Here is a 15,168-nt window from a genome sequence, read left to right on the forward strand (position 1 = left end):
TGCATCATTTTGTTACGCTGGCGAAAGCGTTGCGAGGAAGTGCCGAAATGATGCCGAGCGGGCAGGAGCGTAGCGAGTTGCTCGTGCAGGTTCCGTCGCTACGTTCCTTGCATATTTTCGAGGTTGCGGCGCGTCACTTGAACCTTGTGCGGGCGGCAGAGGAACTTGGGCTGACGCAGGGCGCGCTCAGCCGGCAGATCAAGTCGCTGGAGCAGTTCATCGGCGCACCGCTTTTCTTTCGCACACCGCGCGGGTTGCAGTTTACCGAGGCCGGCGATGCGCTTGCTGTGCATTGCCAACGCGCGTTCGCAGAGCTTCAAAGCGGCCTTTTGGCTGTGACCAATGTTCGGTCCCGGCAAACCTTGCTCGTCGCTATGGCGCGCTCCTATGGTTCGCGGGTTTTGAGCAAGAAGATCGGCGAGTTTGCGCTTGCGCACCCATGGATCGACTTGACGATCGACGGTCACCGCCATCTTGCGGATCTCACCAAGGGGGAGGCCGACATTGCAATTAGGGTCGGCGATGGGAAGTGGCAGGATGTGATTGCCGAAAAGCTTGCCGACGAGCCTCTGTTCCCGGTGATTGCTCCCAAGCTGGCTGAGGAGTTGGGATCGTCCAGGTTCGAAGACGTCCTCGGTAGAGTCGCTTTCCTGCACTTTTCCGAGAAAACCTATTGGGAGGATTGGGCAAATGTCGCCAACGTCGTCCTGCCTCAGCGCCGGCCCAACATTCGCTTTTCTGAATCAGCGATGATGATAGAGGCGGCAGAAGCTGGCCAGGGTATCGCTATGGGCAGGAATTCGCTGGTTGAAGAGGCATTAGCCAAAGGCCAGCTCATCAAGATGTCGGATGTCCAGCTCAACGACGGCATTGCGTACTTCTTGTGCTACACGCAGAGCAAGGCGCGCCGCGCGACGGTCAAAGCTCTCAGGAAATGGCTCGTGCAGTCAGGCTTGCTGCACGTCGCCGAGGTGCCTCACCCCATCTTCGCAAGTCTTTCGGACAATGAGCAGTTCGGGGCTCAGAGCTGAAGCACTTGACCAAGCTTCATTGCACGTGCGGCTTCGAAGATGGCTTTGGCGGTTCCGACATCCTCGACAGCGACGCCCATGTTCATGACCGCGATGGTGTCTTCCGGCCGTTTTCTGCCGTCGAGCAGACCGGCGGCCACGCTGCCCAATTCACCCTTGAATTTCGGGCTATCAACGAAATAGCCGTACGGCTTGATGTGCTCGATCTGCCCCAAGTCATCCGTAAGCAGATGGTCGATGGCGCGAAGGCCCGACGGCTTCCAGTAGCAGTCATAGTCGATCGCAACGGTGGTCAGGCCAGGCCGGACCCAATCCGCATCGGCCAGACGCTCCATGTCAGCCTGGATGCGGCCACAGGTGATAACAACAGACGTCTGAGCAAACACGGCGTACGGAGTGTTGACGATCCTTGCGGCGAGACCTGCAGCTTCAACGACCTTGGCAAATTTGCGCGAGGCATCACCATTGACGTCGTAAATGACGACGGACCCCAGCGAGGGCATGACGTGGCCAAGTGCCTCGAGGTGGCTCCGCGCCTGGACGCCGGCGCCAATGACGCCGAAGCTTTCCTCACCTGGATTGGCAAGATGCTTTATTGCCACTGCCGATGCTGCGGCAGTGCGCTGCTGGGTGATCCAGGTCGAATCCATCACGGAGGCGACGAGCCCGTCTTCGATTGAATTCAAGAAGAGCAGACCGGTGAGATAGGGAATTCCCTTGGCGGCGTTTTCTTCCGACCCGGACTGCCATTTCATGGCCGCATAGCCAAACTTTGGCACTAGGCTCGACATGCCGCCAAACCAGCGTGTGTTGTCGCGTTCCATCCAGTGCTTGGCCGGCATTTGCACCCGGTTATGCGCCTTCTCGATCAACGCCTCCTCGACAATTTCGATAATCCTCCGCATGTCGAGGTTCACCGCCTCGACCGCATCGCGATTAAGGAACAACGTGGAATGATTAAGTCCCATGGAAGAATTGCTCTCGGTCTGGATGAGATGGGGCCGGCGCCAACGGCGCCGGAAGCTGGCAGATTGTGGCTGTGCTATTCTATTTCGGTCGGGGTGCCCGAGACGAAATGATAGATAACGTAGCCGGGCTTGGTGTTGTCGCCCTTAGCGTCGAACGTGATGTCTCCAAGCACAGTGCTGACTGGCTTAGCTCTCAGAGCCTCTGAGACTTTCGCCGCGTCTTGATCTCCGGCTCGGGCAACACCTTGCGCTAGGGCCTCGATGATAGCGTAGGAGTAGATGGTCCAGCCGCTAGCACTCAGGTTCTTCGCCTTCATCCGGGTGGCGATTTCCTTGCCTGCTGCAGTCTTGGTGGCATCGGGTGGAAAGGTGAAGAAGACGTTCTCGGCGGCGGCGCCGGCGATGGAACCGAGCTCTGACGTGTTCAGTCCGTCACCGCCAACGATCGACAGCTTATAATTTGAATCCAGAGCCTGGCGCGCCATCAGTCCGGCTTCGGTGTGGTAGCCGCCGAAATAGACGGCCTCGACATTGGCTTGCTTGAGCTTCAAGACAACGGCCGAGTAATCCTTTTCACCAGGATTGATACTGTCATCGATCGCGATGTCGGCGTTGGGGGGGGTTGGCGGCTTTGAGAGCCGCCCGGGCCCCATCCACCAAGCCGACACCATAGGTCGACTTGTCGCTGAGCAACGCCACGTTTTTTCCTGCGAATTTTTTGAGAATGAAATCGGCGCCAGCAGGCCCCTGCTGATCGTCGCGTCCTCCAAATCGGAAGATATTCTGATAGCCGCGCTCGGTGATCTTCGGGTTGGACGAGACCGTCATCGCCGTAACGCCAGACTCATTGTAGAGATCAGATGCCGGCATTGTAGAGCCCGAGCAGAAGTGCCCGTCGACGAGCTTGATGCCGGCCGCCACGATTGCGTTGGCAACAGAAACCGCCTGCTTGGGATCGCAGGCATCGTCCTGTATCGAGAGGACTATTTTCTCGCCATTGATGCCACCCTTTGCGTTGATGTCTTCGGCGGCCTGCTTGGCTCCGTTGAAGATCTCGGAGCCGGGGGCAGCTAAGGGCCCTGTCACTGGGCCAGCCACGGCAATCACCACATCGGCGCGTGCCACCGATACCAATGGGAGAACCAATGTGAGCGCTAGCGCAGATGACCGCGCCCACGAATAGCTTCTTGCACTTGCGACCATTGTCAGCCCCTCTGTTTGTTTTGGTTAGTTCGACTAACACTGCCCGCTGCATGCTCAGCCGACCAATGACGATTTGGGCTCGTCGCTATGAGGGCGATGCATATCCGACGACCGACGATGCGCCGTTGAAGCGGATCCTCGACATTGCCCTCAGTGCTCGCCACAGGCGCACTGCGTCGGCCGGCCTGACCGTCAGCAAGGCCTCGCACAGGGCAAGGTAGAAGCCCTCGGCCTGCAGCAGCCGGCGCTCGAAGTCCAGCGACGGGCTGTCGACGCCGTCCAGCCACCGTTCCACCGCCGACGGAGTGGCGGTACGCCGCGCTGGCCCGTCCGCTGGACCTCGGTCCTGAATGAGCCTTCGCACGGCCAAGCCAACGGCGGCGAGACTATGCTCAAGGAAGTACCAGATGACGGCGGTCGAGTTTCCAGGACCGGGTTTCACGGCAGAGCAGTGGAACCAGATCAATGCGCTCGCCACCTCCCTGAGGCCGGGGCAGGGGCTGTGGCTGAGCGGCTCCGCCTCGACGACCTCTTCCAACTCCGGATACGGGTTCACGATTTTCGACGTCGATCAAGCTCCGTAACCAGATCGTTAGATAGGCGCCGCACGGACATCTGCCTGGTCAGCAATACCAACTTGGCGGTTTCCTCGAGCTCTTCAGCGGCGAAAACTGCATCGCGAAAACTGCGGCCTGATACGACTGGACCATGATTGGCCAAAAGCACTGCGGCGTGATCGGGAGCGAGGGTCTTCACGAGGATGCCCGTGTCGGTCGATCCAGGGTGGGTGTAGGGGATAAGCGGAACACGTCCGACCCGCATCACGACATAAGGCGTAATGGACGGGATCGTGTCCTCAGGATCGGTATCTTCGAGGCAGGACAACGCGGTAGCGTAGGTGGAGTGCAAATGCACGACACCACCCGCCTGGGGTCGGGCCTCGTAGAAAGCCAAGTGCAGCGGAATTTCCTTCGTCGGAGCATCTCCCGAGACAGCGACGCCGGCGGGATCAAGTTTCGACAGCCTGGCCGGTTCGAGATATCCCAGGCAGGAATTGGTCGGTGTCACGAGGAAGCCATCAGGAAGCCTGGCCGAAAGATTGCCTGAGGATCCGGCGGTGTAGCCGCGCTTGAACATCGAGTCGCCCCAGCGGCAAATCTCATCGCGAAGCTGCTGTTCTTCCAGTGTCATCGATGGCCGCCTTCCAGCATGCTAAGAGCGCGTTCGAAGAAATCGTCAGCGCCGAAATTACCCGACTTCAGCGCCAGCGATAGCCGCGGCGGGCCATCGAGAACCAGCGCGGGAACGCCGGTGTCGATCTCGGGTCCGATGCGCATCGGTCCTTGCCCCAGCGCGGAGGCAACCGCGCCTGACGTTTCGCCGCCGGCCACGATGATGCGGCGAAAGCCGGAGACCATCGCTTGCGTTGCCAACGAGGCGAAGAAATTCTCGAAGCGGCCGGCAAGGTCAGAGGCGCCATATCGTGCCTGGGCCGCCGACACGACCGCCGGATCCGCGGAGGAAAAGACCAGCGGGGCAGCGTCTTTGTGCTTTTCGATGAAGGCGAGTGACCGCTCCACGACGTCATTGCCATCCTTGCTCAATGCCTCTGCGTTCAACTCCAGGGAAGGGTGCTCTTCTCGGTAGATCGCAACCTGGCGCCGTGTCGCGGCCGAGCAACTGCCGGACAGAACCAGTGCCGGTCCGGGCGCTCCTTGGAAGCTCCCGGAGGCGCTGCCGGGACGCATGTCGAAATTTCCCGGCAGCGCCATGGCGATGCCCGAACCGCCAGTGACCAAACGATGGCAGGCTGCGGCTCGACCGAGTGTCAGCAGGTCGTCATCCAGGATGGCATCGGCGACGATCAGTCGCTCGCCCGCCGCTTCGGCGGCCGCGACCGCCTTTCCGAGGGCGTGCGAGCGAATTGTCGGCAGTGAAATGTGGCCAACCTTCAGCTCGGTCTGGCGTGCCAACCAGCGTCTTATGTCGGGATCCGTCATCGGCGTGAGCGGATGGTTTTCCATGCCGGACTCGTTGAGCAGCTTGTCCCACACGAAGAGATGACCCTGGTAGACGGTACGGCCATTTGCTGGAAAGGCGGGGCAGACAAGCGCCAGCGGCGCCTCCAGTTCATCGAGCAGCGCCGCCGCGACGGGGCCGATATTGCCTTGCGGCGTGGAATCGAAGGTCGAGCAGTATTTGAAGACGACCTGCTCGGCGCCGTTGGCCCTCAGCCAGCGGCACGCGGCGATCGATTGCGCGACGGCATCATCCGCGGCGATCGAGCGCGTCTTCAGTGAGATGACGGCCGCATCGATATCCGGTTGTGCCGGATGTCGGGGCGTGCCGATATACTGCAGCGTCCGTGCCCCGGCTTTCGCCAGAGTATTCGCAACATCGCTCGAGCCGGTGAAGTCATCACCGATGACGCCGATCCGCATGGCCGTCAATCGTGCGTGCGCTGCTGCCAGAAGGTGACGGCAAGCTGCTCCAGATGCGTGCGCATGGCTTGCTCGGCGCGGTCAGGATCGCGTGCGGCGATGCCTTCATAGATCGCCTTGTGCGCCTCGAAAGCCGTTTTTTCCTGACCCTTGGCGGCAAGGGTGACGGTGCGCTGTTCCTTCAACCACTCCGAAATCTGGTCGTGCAGGGCGATGAAGACCGGATTGCGCGCCATCTTCGCCAGTTCGAAATGGAAGGCGATGTCCGTCGAGGTGAACCGCTCGCGGTTGCCTATCGCCTTGCGGTTGGCTTCGAGCGCCGTCCCCAGTGCCTCAAGGTCCGCGGCTGTCGCGTGCCGGGCGGCCTCTCGCGCCAGCCCGACCTCGAAGAACAGGCGCGCGCCCTGGAAATAGCGATGGCCCTCCTCGGTCGACAGCATCTGGCGGACCGCCGGCGCCATGCCGGTGAAGATATGCGAGGCGGTCGGCATCAGCACCTTGGCTCGCGCGCCGTTGGTGAGCTCGACGAGCCCGGCCTTCTGCAGCGCGATCAGGGCCTCGCGGATCGCCGGGCGGCCGACGCCGAAGCGCATCTGCAGGTCGCGCTCGGGCGGCAGCTGTTCTCCGGGCTTCAGTTTGCCGGACAGGATTTGCGCCTCGAGATGCGAGGCCACGTGCTCGAAGAGCTTCTTGCGTTCTATGACGAGAGGGTCGACCATACACCTTTCATACCATCATACTTGACAACCATGCAACTGCTTGCAAGGATGACCGCAACATAAACCAAAACAAGGCTGGATCGGCGAACGGTTTCGTTCGCCGAAAGCGCGTTTCCGCAAGTGGTCGGAAGCGGCGCTACGGCTTTGCCGAAAAACACCCCTAGCGGGTCAGGGAGCGAGGAAACATGCGGATCGCCATTTTGGGCGGCGGCGGCGCGATGGGCGGCATTTTTGGCGGATACCTCGCCCGCGCCGGCAATGACGTCACGTTGATCGATGTGTCGAAGCCTGCCGTGGCGGCAATCAACGACAATGGCCTGACGATCGAGGAGAAGGACGGCAGCCAGCCGGTCATCCGCGTTCCCGCAAGCATGGAGCCGTCCAAGGTCGGGCCCGTCGATCTCATCATCAACTTCGTCAAATGCTACCACACCGATGCCGCGGTCCGCGCAGCGGCGCCGATGATCTCGGGCGATACAGCGGTGCTCAGCCTGCAGAACGGTTGGGGCAACGCCCCTCGCATCGCCGGCATCGTCGGCGAAGACAAGGTCCTGGTCGGCCTGACCTATCATGGCGGCACGCTGCTTGGCCCCGGCAGGGTCAAGCATCCCGGTGTGGGGATGACCTATATCGGCGAGCTGAGCGGCAAGACGACGCCGCGCCTGGACAAGGTGATCGAGACCTTCTGCGCCGCGCAGATCGAAACCACGAAATCCGAACGCATCCTCGACGAGGTGTGGAAGAAGCTTGCCCTGAATGCCTGCACGCTCCCGGTCGCCGGCCTGCTGCATTTCATGTCGCACGAGCTCGTTGCTTTCGACGGCACCAAGTCGCTGATGGCCGCGATCCTCAGGGAGGTCGTGGCCGTTGCCAATGCGCAGGGCATCTCGCTCGACTATGACGAACGTTGGGCGGCCATCACCGGATTGCTAGAGAAGGCGGTCGGCGGCAAGGCGTCGATGCTGCAGGACGTCGAGGCCGGGCGCCAGACGGAGATCGAGGTGATCAACGGCGCCATCGTCGATGCCGGCAAGCGCGCCGGCGTGCCAACGCCGGTCAACGACACCATGGTCTGGATGATCCAGGCCAAGCAAGCCCACTATCTTCAGACAAAGGCATAACGATGCCGGCCTTGTCCTTCAGCGTTTGAGGCTTGAGATGGTGGCGCGCCTCGAGGTCTCGCAGCTTTCGAAATCGTTCCCGGGCGTGAGGGCGCTCGACGATGTCTCGATGGCGGTTGAGCCGGGCGAAATCCGCGCCTTGCTCGGCGAGAATGGCGCGGGCAAATCGACGCTCGGAAAGATCGTCGCGGGCGTCTACAGCCGTACCGGCGGCGAAGTGCGCCTCGATGGCGTCGCGCTCGGTGAGCTCGACGAGAAGGCCGCCGGCGAACTCGGCATCGGCATCGTCCATCAGGAGGGTTCGCTGGTGCCGCAGCTCTCCGTCGCCGAGAACATCTTTGCCGGCCGGCAGCCGACGAAATGGTTCGGCCAGGTCGATGTCCGGCTGATGCGCGAAAAAGCGCATGCTCTCATCGCCCAACTCGGCGTTGCCATCGATCCGGCCATGAAGGTGGCATTCCTGTCGCCGGCCCAGGCGCAGATCGTCGAGATCGCCAAGGCGCTGTCGCGCGAGCTGAGGCTTTTGATCCTCGACGAACCGACTGCGGCCCTGACGCTGACCGAAACCGAAAAGCTGTTCGAGATCGTGCGCCGGCTGGCTAGGGACGGCGTTTCGGTCATCTATGTCTCCCACCGTCTCGCCGAGATATTTGCGCTCTGCAATTCGGTCACTGTGCTGAAGGATGGCCGGCTGGCTGGGACCCGAAAGGTCGCCGAGACCACGACGGACGAATTGATCCGGCTCATGGTCGGGCGCGACGTCCATCTCGCGCGCTCGGCTTCGTCGCGAAAAACAGGGCCAATCGTTCTTGAAGCCAGCGAGGTCTCCGCGCCGCCGCTTGTGCAATCGGCCTCGGTCACCGTGCGCGCAGGCGAGGTCGTCTGCTTGGCTGGATTGATCGGCTCAGGGCGGAGCGAATTCTGTGAAGCCATCTTCGGCGCCAGAGCCCGCAGGGCCGGCGAAATCCGCATCGCAGGCGCACCGATCAACCCGCAGGGGCCGTGGGACGCCAAGCACGCCGGCATCGGCATGGTGCCGGAGGATCGCAAGACCTCGGGTCTGTTCCTGGGAATGAATCTCGTCAACAACATCGCCGCAACGGTCCTGTCGAAGGTCTCATCCGGTGCCAATTTCTCCAACAGGAAGGCCGAGGCGCTGGCCGGCAACTTCGTCAGCGAGTTGCGCATCTCGACGCCGAGCGTTCACAAGATCGTCGGCGAGCTCTCCGGTGGCAACCAGCAGAAGGTGCTGCTGGCGAAGTGGCTCGCCATGGAGCCTCGACTGCTTATCGTCGATGAGCCGACGCGCGGGGTCGACGTTGGCGCTCGCTCCGAGATCTATCGCCTTTTGCGGGGCCTCGCCGAGAAAGGCGTGGCGCTTTTGGTTGTCTCTTCCGATTTGCCTGAGGTGCTCGCGCTCGCGGACCGCATCGTGGTGATGGCCGAAGGCCGCACCGTCGGAGAACTCGCTGGCGAAGGCGCGACCGAAGAGCAGGTCCTGCGGCTGGCGACCCGGTTCACATCGTCCGTGGCGGACGTTCGTAAGGAAGCGGTTGGAGCATGAGCGTGGCACAAATTTCCCGCAACGAAGCGCAGGCGCCGGTCGAGCAGCGCGAAGCCTTGCCGCTGCGCATCGTGCGCCGTCTGGCCAATTCGCGCGAGCTGACTTTGTTCGTGCTTGTGGTGGCGCTCGCGCTGGCGATGACGATCGTCTATCCGCATAATTTCCCGACCGGACCGAACATGCGGGCCGTGCTGCTCAACCTCGCCCCGGTCGGCATCCTTGTCTGCGGCATGATGCTCCTGATGATCGCCGGCACGTTCGACCTGTCCGTCGGCTCGACGCTCGCGCTATCCGGCGTTTGGGCAGGCGTTGTCGCGGGCTGGTGGGGCTGGCCCGCGGAGGTGGCTCTCCTCATCGGCGTCGTGGTCGGCGCGGTGGCGGGGCTGATCAATGGCCTGATCGTGACCCGCATCGGCATCAATGCTCTGATCGCGACGCTCGGCACGCTCACCATCTACCGCAGCCTGACCTATGTGACGGCCGGAACCGGCGTCACGCCGATCTCGGACAGCTTCGCTGAGTATGGCCGTGCCGCCGACCCGGTCCTGCGCATCCAGTCGCCGTTCTGGGCGATGCTGGTGCTGGTGCTGATTGGCGGCTGGCTGATCGCGCGCACGCGCTTCTTCCGCCAGTTCTATTTCGTCGGCGGCAACCCGCGCGCAGCCCAACTCTCCGGCATCCGCGTCGACCGGCTGATCCTCATCGGCTTCATCATAATGGGTGCGTTGGCAGGCATCGCCGGTGTGCTCGGCGCGGCGCGGCTCAATAGCGCTGTCGTCAATGCCGGCGTCGGCATCGAGCTCAAGGTCATCACCGCAACGGTGCTTGGCGGCGCCAGCCTCAAGGGCGGCGAGGGCACCGTTCTGGGCGGCATTCTCGGCGTGCTTTTCATCGCGCTGATCGAGAACGCCATGATCATCAACGCGGTTGGCGTGTTCTGGCAGGGACTGGTCGTCGGCCTCGTCCTCTTGCTCGCCGTCTCGCTCGACCGCTTCAAGACCGCGGGCCGTGCCTGATCGGGCGGCCAAACGGGAGGAAATCCGGCCAGAGCCGGGGGAACTGCAAAAACTGGGAACAGAACCCAATCAGGAGGAAACAGGAATGGGCTCTATGCTGAAATCGACATTGATCGCCTTGGGCATGACGGCGCTTGCATCGGCCGTGACGGCGTCAGCGCGCGCGCAGGAATCTTCGTTTGGCCCCGCCGACGCCAAGGAGACCTACTACTGGATTTCCAACAAGGCCAACCTTCCGCTCTTCGTGCAGTACGACTATGTCGGCATGAAGAAGATCGCGGAGGAACTCGGCGTGAAAGTGGTCGTCGCCGGGCCGACCGACTTTGACCTGCCGGGCTTTATCGCGGCGGTCGACCAAGTCTGCGCGCAGAAGCCGAACGGTGTCTCCGTCGTCGGTGGCTGGGATCCCTCGCTCACGGAATCGGTCAAGAAATGCATAGAGCAGGGCGTGCCGACCGTGGTCGACGACGGCGACCTGCCGGCCTCCGGTCGCCTCGCCTATATCGGCACGAACTGGACGCAGGTCGGTGTCGCTCAGGCCAAGAAAATGATGGAGAAGGTGCCTAACGGCGGCAAGCTGGCCATGATGTCGATCATCAACGCCGGCAACATGCGTGAGGCGGTGGCCGGGTTCAAGGCCTATATCGAAGCCAATGGCGGCGGCAAATACAACATCGTCTCCAACGAGGACGATGGCGGCGATGCGCAGAAAGCGGCGCAGGTGACGGCCGCGATTCTAGCCGCCAACCCCGACATCGCGGGCATAGCCGGTTTCGACTCCGAGTCCGGCGCGGGCATCGTGACTGCGCTCAGGGAAGCAGGCAAGAATCCGGGCGACATCAAGGTGACCGCGATGGAGCAGACGCCCGACTTCTTCAAGACCGCCAAGGAGGGCTGGGTCGATGGCATCGTGGTGCAGAACCGCGAGCTGTTCATCTATTATGCTGTCAAGATCCTGCACGACTACAATCACAATGGTCTGAAGTCCGCCGGCCTCGCCGCCGCCGATGGCGGCCGCCCTGTTCCCGATACGCTGGACACCGGCGTGCTGCTCGTCACCAAGGACAATGTCGACAAGGTGACGACCGCGCTCGGCGTCAAGTAGGCGTCCTCCACGAGGGCTCTGCCCTCTTGCCTCCGGCGGCCTTCTTCCTGGCGCCGGAGGCAACTTCGAAGCGAACCAACTCGATCAAGTAATATCATGGCCGCAACTGTCACAGCAGGCGAACCTGAGATCCCGGACGACGTGGACATCCACGATCCGGCGTTCGTCGCCGATGCATTCCCGGCTTTCGACACGCTTCGGCGGGAATGTCCGGTGGCCCGCTCGAACAAGCATGGCGGGTTTTGGCTGTTGAGCCGCTATGACGATGTGCGATCCGCGGCAATCAACTGGCGCGACTACACGTCCGGCGTTCCAGGCGTGACAGCTATTCCCGTGATCACGCCGCGCACCGAACCTCAGCTGCCGATCGAAATCGATCCGCCGCGGCACTCGCGCTATCGCGCGCTGGTCAACCCGGTCTTCGCTCCTCAGCGGGTCGCAATCATCACGCCGCGCGTCAAGATGCTGACCCGGTCTCTCTTCGAGCAAATGGCTGAGAAGGGGCAGGCCGAGATCGTTGCCGATTTCTGCGTGCCGGTTGCCGTCGCCTCGCTCGCGGCTTTCACCGACGTGCCGCTGGAAGATTCAGACAGGTGGATCGGCTGGATCACCAGCATGTTCAACATGAGCGATCCGACAGCCGGCGCGGCTTCGAGCTGTGAACTCAACGCCTATATCGAGAAGCTGATCACGGCCCGGCGCGCTGAGCCGACCGGTGATTTCATCAGCATGCTGATCGCGGCCGAGATCGACGGCGAACGGCTGGACGACAATCAGATCCGCTCGTTCATGACCGTCGTGTTCGGCGCGGGTTTCGAGACCACGGCGGATGGCCTCTCGGTCATGCTGCACTGGCTGGCCCAGCATCCGGAAGCTCTGGGACGGCTGGCCCGGGAGCCGGCGCTCGTTCCCACCGCGGTGGAGGAGTTCTTGCGCTATTCTTCGCCGATCGAAATCTTCGGCCGCAATGCCTCGCACGACCTTTGCCTTCACGGCCGCGACATTCGGCGAGGCGATATCGTGGCGCTCGGGTTTGGTTCGGCCAACCGGGATCCTTCGGTATTCGATGCGCCGGAGGAGCTGCGCCTCGACCGCAGCCCTAACAAGCATCTCACCTTCGGGGCCGGCCCGCATCTATGTGCCGGCGCGGGCGTGGCGCGCATGGAAATGGCGGTGACGCTCGAAACGCTGATCGAGACCGGCGCAAGGCTCGCACTCGGGCCGGCACAAGAGCTTAGCTGGAAGACCCGCGGCGACCGGCGCGGGCTGGCTCGCCTGCCACTCACAATCGACAAGAGAAAGACGAACTGAAGATGGCGTTCCAACCCACCACGCGCATTCGTTTCCATGGCGTCGCCGCCTACGAGATCATGACGAGCAACGGCATGCGCATTCTATGCGACCCGTTTCTTGATCAGAATCCCGGAGCCGCGACCAGATCCACCGAATTCGACCGTGTCGACCTGGTGGTCGTCAGCCATGCGGCCTTCGATCATCTCGGGGACACCGACAAGATCGCCGCGAAGTACGGCTGTCCGGTCGTCTGCGGCGGCGAGGTGAAGGCCTGGCTGATGGACCGCGGCATCCCTGCCAACCAGATCCGCGCCACCACCTGGGGCATCCGGGTCAAGGTGGCCGGCATCGAAATCCAGCCACTGGAGTGTCATCACTGGTCACAGATTCGCTTGAAGGACAATTCCTTCATCTCTGGCGTGCCGATGGCCTTCATCGTCTATGCCGACGGCTTGCGCTTCTACCACTATGGCGACACGGCGATCTTCTCCGACCTGAAGCTGCAGGGCGAACTCTACAAGCCCAATGTCGGCTGCATCGGCATCGCCAATCCGCAGGAGATCCTGCACCTCAATCCCATGCCTGGCGAAATGCTGACCGGCGAGATGAGCCCCTATGAAGGTGTGCTGGCGACCCAGTGGCTCGGCCTCGAGACCGTGCTGCCGTGCCATTACATCAAGCTCGACGGCGACAAGGACGTCGCCGACTACATGGAACATCACGGCGCGGCCAGGGCTCGCGGCGAGGCCATTGCCGATCCCTATCTGCTGCGGGCCGGCGACTGGATCGAATTCGATGCCGATGGCAGGGTCCTGCGCCCTGCAAAGGCGGCATGATGCAGGCCGCCATCTTCGATCAGCCGCAGTCGATCCGCATCGCCGATGCGCCGAAGCCTGTCCCTGGACCGGGCGAAGTGCTGGTGCGCGTCAGGGCCGCGGGCCTCTGCGCCGGCGACCTCTATATCTACATCGGCAAGAACCCCTATGTGACCTATCCACGGATCGGCTGTCACGAAATCGCCGGAACAGTCGAGGCCTACGGGCCAGAAGCGGCCGGTCCGAAGGCCGGAACACGCGTCGTTGTCGATCCGTTCATCGGCTGCGGTCGCTGCTATCCCTGCCGGATCGGCAAACGCAACTGCTGCGCCAACCTCACCATCATCGGTGTGCATCGCGAGGGTGGTTTCGCCGATTTCGTAACTGTGCCCGCGACCAATCTGAACCTCATTCCGGAAGGGCTGACCGACTTCGAGGCCGCGTTCGCCGAGCCAGTCGCCATCGGCGTGCAGGGCTGCCGACGCGGCATGGTCACCGGCGAAGACACGGTCCTCGTTCTGGGGGCGGGTCCGATCGGGCTGGCAATCGTCGAGGTCGCACGCGCCCGTGGCGCTAAAGTCTACGCGACGGATCTTTCGGCGGAGCGGCTGTCCACTGCTGCGGAAATGGGCGCAGTTCCGATCGCCGGTGGCGCGGGCTTGCTTGAACGGGTGCTCGAGATCACGAAGGGCGAAGGCATGCCCGTTGTCATGGAAGCTACGGGAGCGGCGCCTGCGATGGAGCAGACCATCGATCTCGTTGCCGCCGGCGGTCGCGTCGTCATCCTCGGCCTCGTCAAGAAAGGGCAAGGCGTTACGTTTCCCGGCCTGGATTTCACCCGCAAGGAAGTCACGATCCTCGGCTCGCGCGCTTCCGTCGACTGCTTTCCCGAGGCGCTCGATCTGCTTGCCTCGGGTAAGATCCACTATCCCAAGATCGCCAGCAGCTTCCCGCTGTCTGAGGCGCCCACCGTTTTCAAGACACTCGCTGACAATCCGATGGCCTTGCACAAGGCTGTCTTCGCTTCGGAGGCCGCATGAAATTCGTGACTTTCTCCCACAAGAAGGCGGGGCATCACCACCACGCCGGCGTTCTTGACGGCGGGCAGGTGGCCTGCCTGACCGAGGCCGGGCTGGCCGCGTCGGTCCTCGAGGTCGTCCAGGGCGGCAAGGCGGCGCTCGACAGGGTCCGGGCCGGGCTCGCAAAGGTGCCGCGCTACGCACTTGCCGACGTTGCGCTCGAAGCTCCCATTCGCCCCGGCAAGGTGCTGTGCTCCGGCATCAACTACAAAGGTCATGCCGAGGAGAACCCCAACGCCAAGATGCCGACGGAGCCGTTCTTCTTCGCCAAGCTACCGACATCGGTGGTCGGGCCTGACGTGCCGGTCGAGAAGCCGGTTCGAACCGAGCAGATGGACTATGAGGTCGAATTCACGGTGGTGATCGGCAGGAAGCTGCATAAGGCTTCGGAAGCCGACGTGATGCCGGCGATCTTCGGCTACACGCTGCTTAACGACATCTCCGCCCGCGACGTCCAGTTCAAGGACAGCCAGATCACCATCGGGAAGAATTTCGCGGGCTTTGCCCCGATCGGCCCCTGCATCGTCACCGCCGACGAACTGACCAGGCCGGACGACGTGGCGCTCAAGACCAGGCTGAACGGCAAGCTGCTGCAAAACGGCAGCACGTCGGATTGGCTGTTCTCGCTGCCGCGGCTGATATCTTTCCTTTCGCATTACGTGCCGCTGGAACCAGGCGACCTCGTCTCGACTGGAACCCCAGCCGGCGTAGGCGCCTTCCAGAAGCCGCAGATATTCATGAAAGCCGGCGACGTCGTGGAGATCGAGGCGGCCGGGATCGGTGTGCTCAGAACCCCCATCGTGGCCGGATAGG

General features: G+C 62.5%; 17 protein-coding genes. 10 read left to right on the forward strand and 7 right to left on the reverse strand.

Features of this window, described 5'->3' with window-relative positions; all coding sequences use genetic code 11:
- Positions 1 to 47: 47 nt before the first annotated feature.
- Positions 48 to 1,031, forward strand: a complete 984-nt coding sequence (locus tag LB572_RS17350; RefSeq protein WP_224668544.1) for a LysR substrate-binding domain-containing protein — start codon at positions 48 to 50, stop codon at positions 1,029 to 1,031.
- Here LB572_RS17350 and LB572_RS17355 read toward each other — a convergent pair.
- The 4 genes from LB572_RS17355 to LB572_RS17365 form a co-directional block, all read right to left on the reverse strand.
- Positions 1,022 to 1,999 (reverse strand): ornithine cyclodeaminase family protein, encoded by a 978-nt coding sequence (locus LB572_RS17355; protein ID WP_140805312.1) that lies wholly within the window; start codon positions 1,997 to 1,999, stop codon positions 1,022 to 1,024. The two genes, LB572_RS17350 and LB572_RS17355, sit on opposite strands and share 10 nt — an antisense overlap.
- Positions 2,000 to 2,073: 74 nt before the next feature.
- The gene (locus LB572_RS34410) at positions 2,074 to 2,670 is read right to left on the reverse strand and encodes a branched-chain amino acid ABC transporter substrate-binding protein (protein ID WP_318014041.1); all 597 of its coding nucleotides are present in this window, start codon (positions 2,668 to 2,670) and stop codon (positions 2,074 to 2,076) included.
- Positions 2,591 to 3,202, reverse strand: coding sequence for an ABC transporter substrate-binding protein (locus LB572_RS34415; RefSeq protein WP_263498093.1), 612 nt, complete (start codon positions 3,200 to 3,202; stop codon positions 2,591 to 2,593). The genes LB572_RS34410 and LB572_RS34415 overlap by 80 nt, the downstream gene beginning before the upstream one ends.
- 85 nt (positions 3,203 to 3,287) lie before the next feature.
- Positions 3,288 to 3,497, reverse strand: coding sequence for a hypothetical protein (locus LB572_RS17365; RefSeq protein ID WP_224668545.1), 210 nt, complete (start codon positions 3,495 to 3,497; stop codon positions 3,288 to 3,290).
- Positions 3,498 to 3,609: 112 nt separating this feature from the next.
- Between LB572_RS17365 and LB572_RS17370 the strand changes: the two genes are divergently transcribed.
- A complete protein-coding gene (locus LB572_RS17370; protein WP_224668546.1) occupies positions 3,610 to 3,786 on the forward strand; it encodes a hypothetical protein in 177 nt (58 codons plus the stop codon).
- Here LB572_RS17370 and otnC read toward each other — a convergent pair.
- Genes otnC through LB572_RS17385 form a run of 3 tightly spaced genes read right to left on the reverse strand, consistent with a single transcriptional unit; the run spans position 3,755 to position 6,362 of the window.
- A complete protein-coding gene (gene otnC / locus LB572_RS17375; protein ID WP_140805306.1) occupies positions 3,755 to 4,393 on the reverse strand; it encodes a 3-oxo-tetronate 4-phosphate decarboxylase in 639 nt (212 codons plus the stop codon). The genes LB572_RS17370 and otnC overlap by 32 nt on opposite strands.
- A complete protein-coding gene (gene otnK / locus LB572_RS17380) occupies positions 4,390 to 5,643 on the reverse strand; it encodes a 3-oxo-tetronate kinase (RefSeq protein WP_224668547.1) in 1,254 nt (417 codons plus the stop codon). Before otnK ends, otnC begins: the two co-directional genes overlap by 4 nt.
- Positions 5,644 to 5,648: 5 nt before the next feature.
- On the reverse strand, positions 5,649 to 6,362 hold the full coding sequence (locus LB572_RS17385) for an FCD domain-containing protein (RefSeq protein ID WP_224668548.1): 714 nt from the start codon (positions 6,360 to 6,362) through the stop codon (positions 5,649 to 5,651).
- Between the two features lie 185 nt (positions 6,363 to 6,547).
- Between LB572_RS17385 and LB572_RS17390 the strand changes: the two genes are divergently transcribed.
- The 8 genes from LB572_RS17390 to LB572_RS17425 all read left to right on the forward strand — a co-directional run bounded on the left by LB572_RS17390 (position 6,548) and on the right by LB572_RS17425 (position 15,167).
- On the forward strand, positions 6,548 to 7,483 hold the full coding sequence (locus tag LB572_RS17390; RefSeq protein WP_140805300.1) for a ketopantoate reductase family protein: 936 nt from the start codon (positions 6,548 to 6,550) through the stop codon (positions 7,481 to 7,483).
- A gap of 37 nt (positions 7,484 to 7,520) precedes the next feature.
- Positions 7,521 to 9,047 carry a sugar ABC transporter ATP-binding protein gene (locus tag LB572_RS17395; protein WP_140805298.1) on the forward strand — a complete coding sequence of 509 codons (1,527 nt, stop codon included), beginning with the start codon at positions 7,521 to 7,523 and terminating at the stop codon, positions 9,045 to 9,047.
- Entirely contained in the window at positions 9,044 to 10,063 is a 1,020-nt protein-coding gene (locus LB572_RS17400) for an ABC transporter permease (protein ID WP_224668549.1), read from the forward strand. Before LB572_RS17395 ends, LB572_RS17400 begins: the two co-directional genes overlap by 4 nt.
- 85 nt (positions 10,064 to 10,148) lie before the next feature.
- Positions 10,149 to 11,168 (forward strand): substrate-binding domain-containing protein, encoded by a 1,020-nt coding sequence (locus LB572_RS17405; protein WP_224668550.1) that lies wholly within the window; start codon positions 10,149 to 10,151, stop codon positions 11,166 to 11,168.
- A 96-nt stretch (positions 11,169 to 11,264) separates the two neighbouring features.
- A complete protein-coding gene (locus LB572_RS17410; protein WP_224668551.1) occupies positions 11,265 to 12,479 on the forward strand; it encodes a cytochrome P450 in 1,215 nt (404 codons plus the stop codon).
- Positions 12,480 to 12,481: 2 nt separating this feature from the next.
- On the forward strand, positions 12,482 to 13,297 hold the full coding sequence (locus LB572_RS17415; protein WP_224668552.1) for an MBL fold metallo-hydrolase: 816 nt from the start codon (positions 12,482 to 12,484) through the stop codon (positions 13,295 to 13,297).
- Positions 13,294 to 14,316, forward strand: coding sequence for a zinc-binding alcohol dehydrogenase family protein (locus LB572_RS17420; protein WP_224668553.1), 1,023 nt, complete (start codon positions 13,294 to 13,296; stop codon positions 14,314 to 14,316). Before LB572_RS17415 ends, LB572_RS17420 begins: the two co-directional genes overlap by 4 nt.
- Complete coding sequence (locus tag LB572_RS17425) at positions 14,313 to 15,167, forward strand: fumarylacetoacetate hydrolase family protein (protein ID WP_224668554.1); 855 nt, start codon at positions 14,313 to 14,315, stop codon at positions 15,165 to 15,167. Before LB572_RS17420 ends, LB572_RS17425 begins: the two co-directional genes overlap by 4 nt.
- Position 15,168: the final 1 nt, after the last annotated feature.

The sequence above is a fragment of the Mesorhizobium sp. BH1-1-5 genome, from assembly GCF_020165615.1.
GTDB lineage: Bacteria > Pseudomonadota > Alphaproteobacteria > Rhizobiales > Rhizobiaceae > Mesorhizobium.

Excerpts from the sequence above, each read along its gene's own strand:
- LB572_RS17395 (WP_140805298.1), top strand. The coding sequence starts at position 7,521 with ATGGTGGCGCGCCTCGAGGTCTCGCAGCTTTCGAAATCGTTCCCGGGC.
- LB572_RS34410 (WP_318014041.1), bottom strand. The coding sequence starts at position 2,670 with ATGGTGTCGGCTTGGTGGATGGGGCCCGGGCGGCTCTCAAAGCCGCCA.
- LB572_RS17405 (WP_224668550.1), top strand. The coding sequence starts at position 10,149 with ATGGGCTCTATGCTGAAATCGACATTGATCGCCTTGGGCATGACGGCG.
- LB572_RS17355 (WP_140805312.1), bottom strand. The coding sequence starts at position 1,999 with ATGGGACTTAATCATTCCACGTTGTTCCTTAATCGCGATGCGGTCGAG.
- LB572_RS17390 (WP_140805300.1), top strand. The coding sequence starts at position 6,548 with ATGCGGATCGCCATTTTGGGCGGCGGCGGCGCGATGGGCGGCATTTTT.
- LB572_RS17420 (WP_224668553.1), top strand. The coding sequence starts at position 13,294 with ATGATGCAGGCCGCCATCTTCGATCAGCCGCAGTCGATCCGCATCGCC.
- otnK (WP_224668547.1), bottom strand. The coding sequence starts at position 5,643 with ATGCGGATCGGCGTCATCGGTGATGACTTCACCGGCTCGAGCGATGTT.
- LB572_RS17400 (WP_224668549.1), top strand. The coding sequence starts at position 9,044 with ATGAGCGTGGCACAAATTTCCCGCAACGAAGCGCAGGCGCCGGTCGAG.
- LB572_RS17370 (WP_224668546.1), top strand. The coding sequence starts at position 3,610 with ATGACGGCGGTCGAGTTTCCAGGACCGGGTTTCACGGCAGAGCAGTGG.
- LB572_RS17385 (WP_224668548.1), bottom strand. The coding sequence starts at position 6,362 with ATGGTCGACCCTCTCGTCATAGAACGCAAGAAGCTCTTCGAGCACGTG.
- LB572_RS34415 (WP_263498093.1), bottom strand. The coding sequence starts at position 3,202 with ATGGTCGCAAGTGCAAGAAGCTATTCGTGGGCGCGGTCATCTGCGCTA.
- otnC (WP_140805306.1), bottom strand. The coding sequence starts at position 4,393 with ATGACACTGGAAGAACAGCAGCTTCGCGATGAGATTTGCCGCTGGGGC.
- LB572_RS17415 (WP_224668552.1), top strand. The coding sequence starts at position 12,482 with ATGGCGTTCCAACCCACCACGCGCATTCGTTTCCATGGCGTCGCCGCC.
- LB572_RS17410 (WP_224668551.1), top strand. The coding sequence starts at position 11,265 with ATGGCCGCAACTGTCACAGCAGGCGAACCTGAGATCCCGGACGACGTG.
- LB572_RS17425 (WP_224668554.1), top strand. The coding sequence starts at position 14,313 with ATGAAATTCGTGACTTTCTCCCACAAGAAGGCGGGGCATCACCACCAC.
- LB572_RS17350 (WP_224668544.1), top strand. The coding sequence starts at position 48 with ATGATGCCGAGCGGGCAGGAGCGTAGCGAGTTGCTCGTGCAGGTTCCG.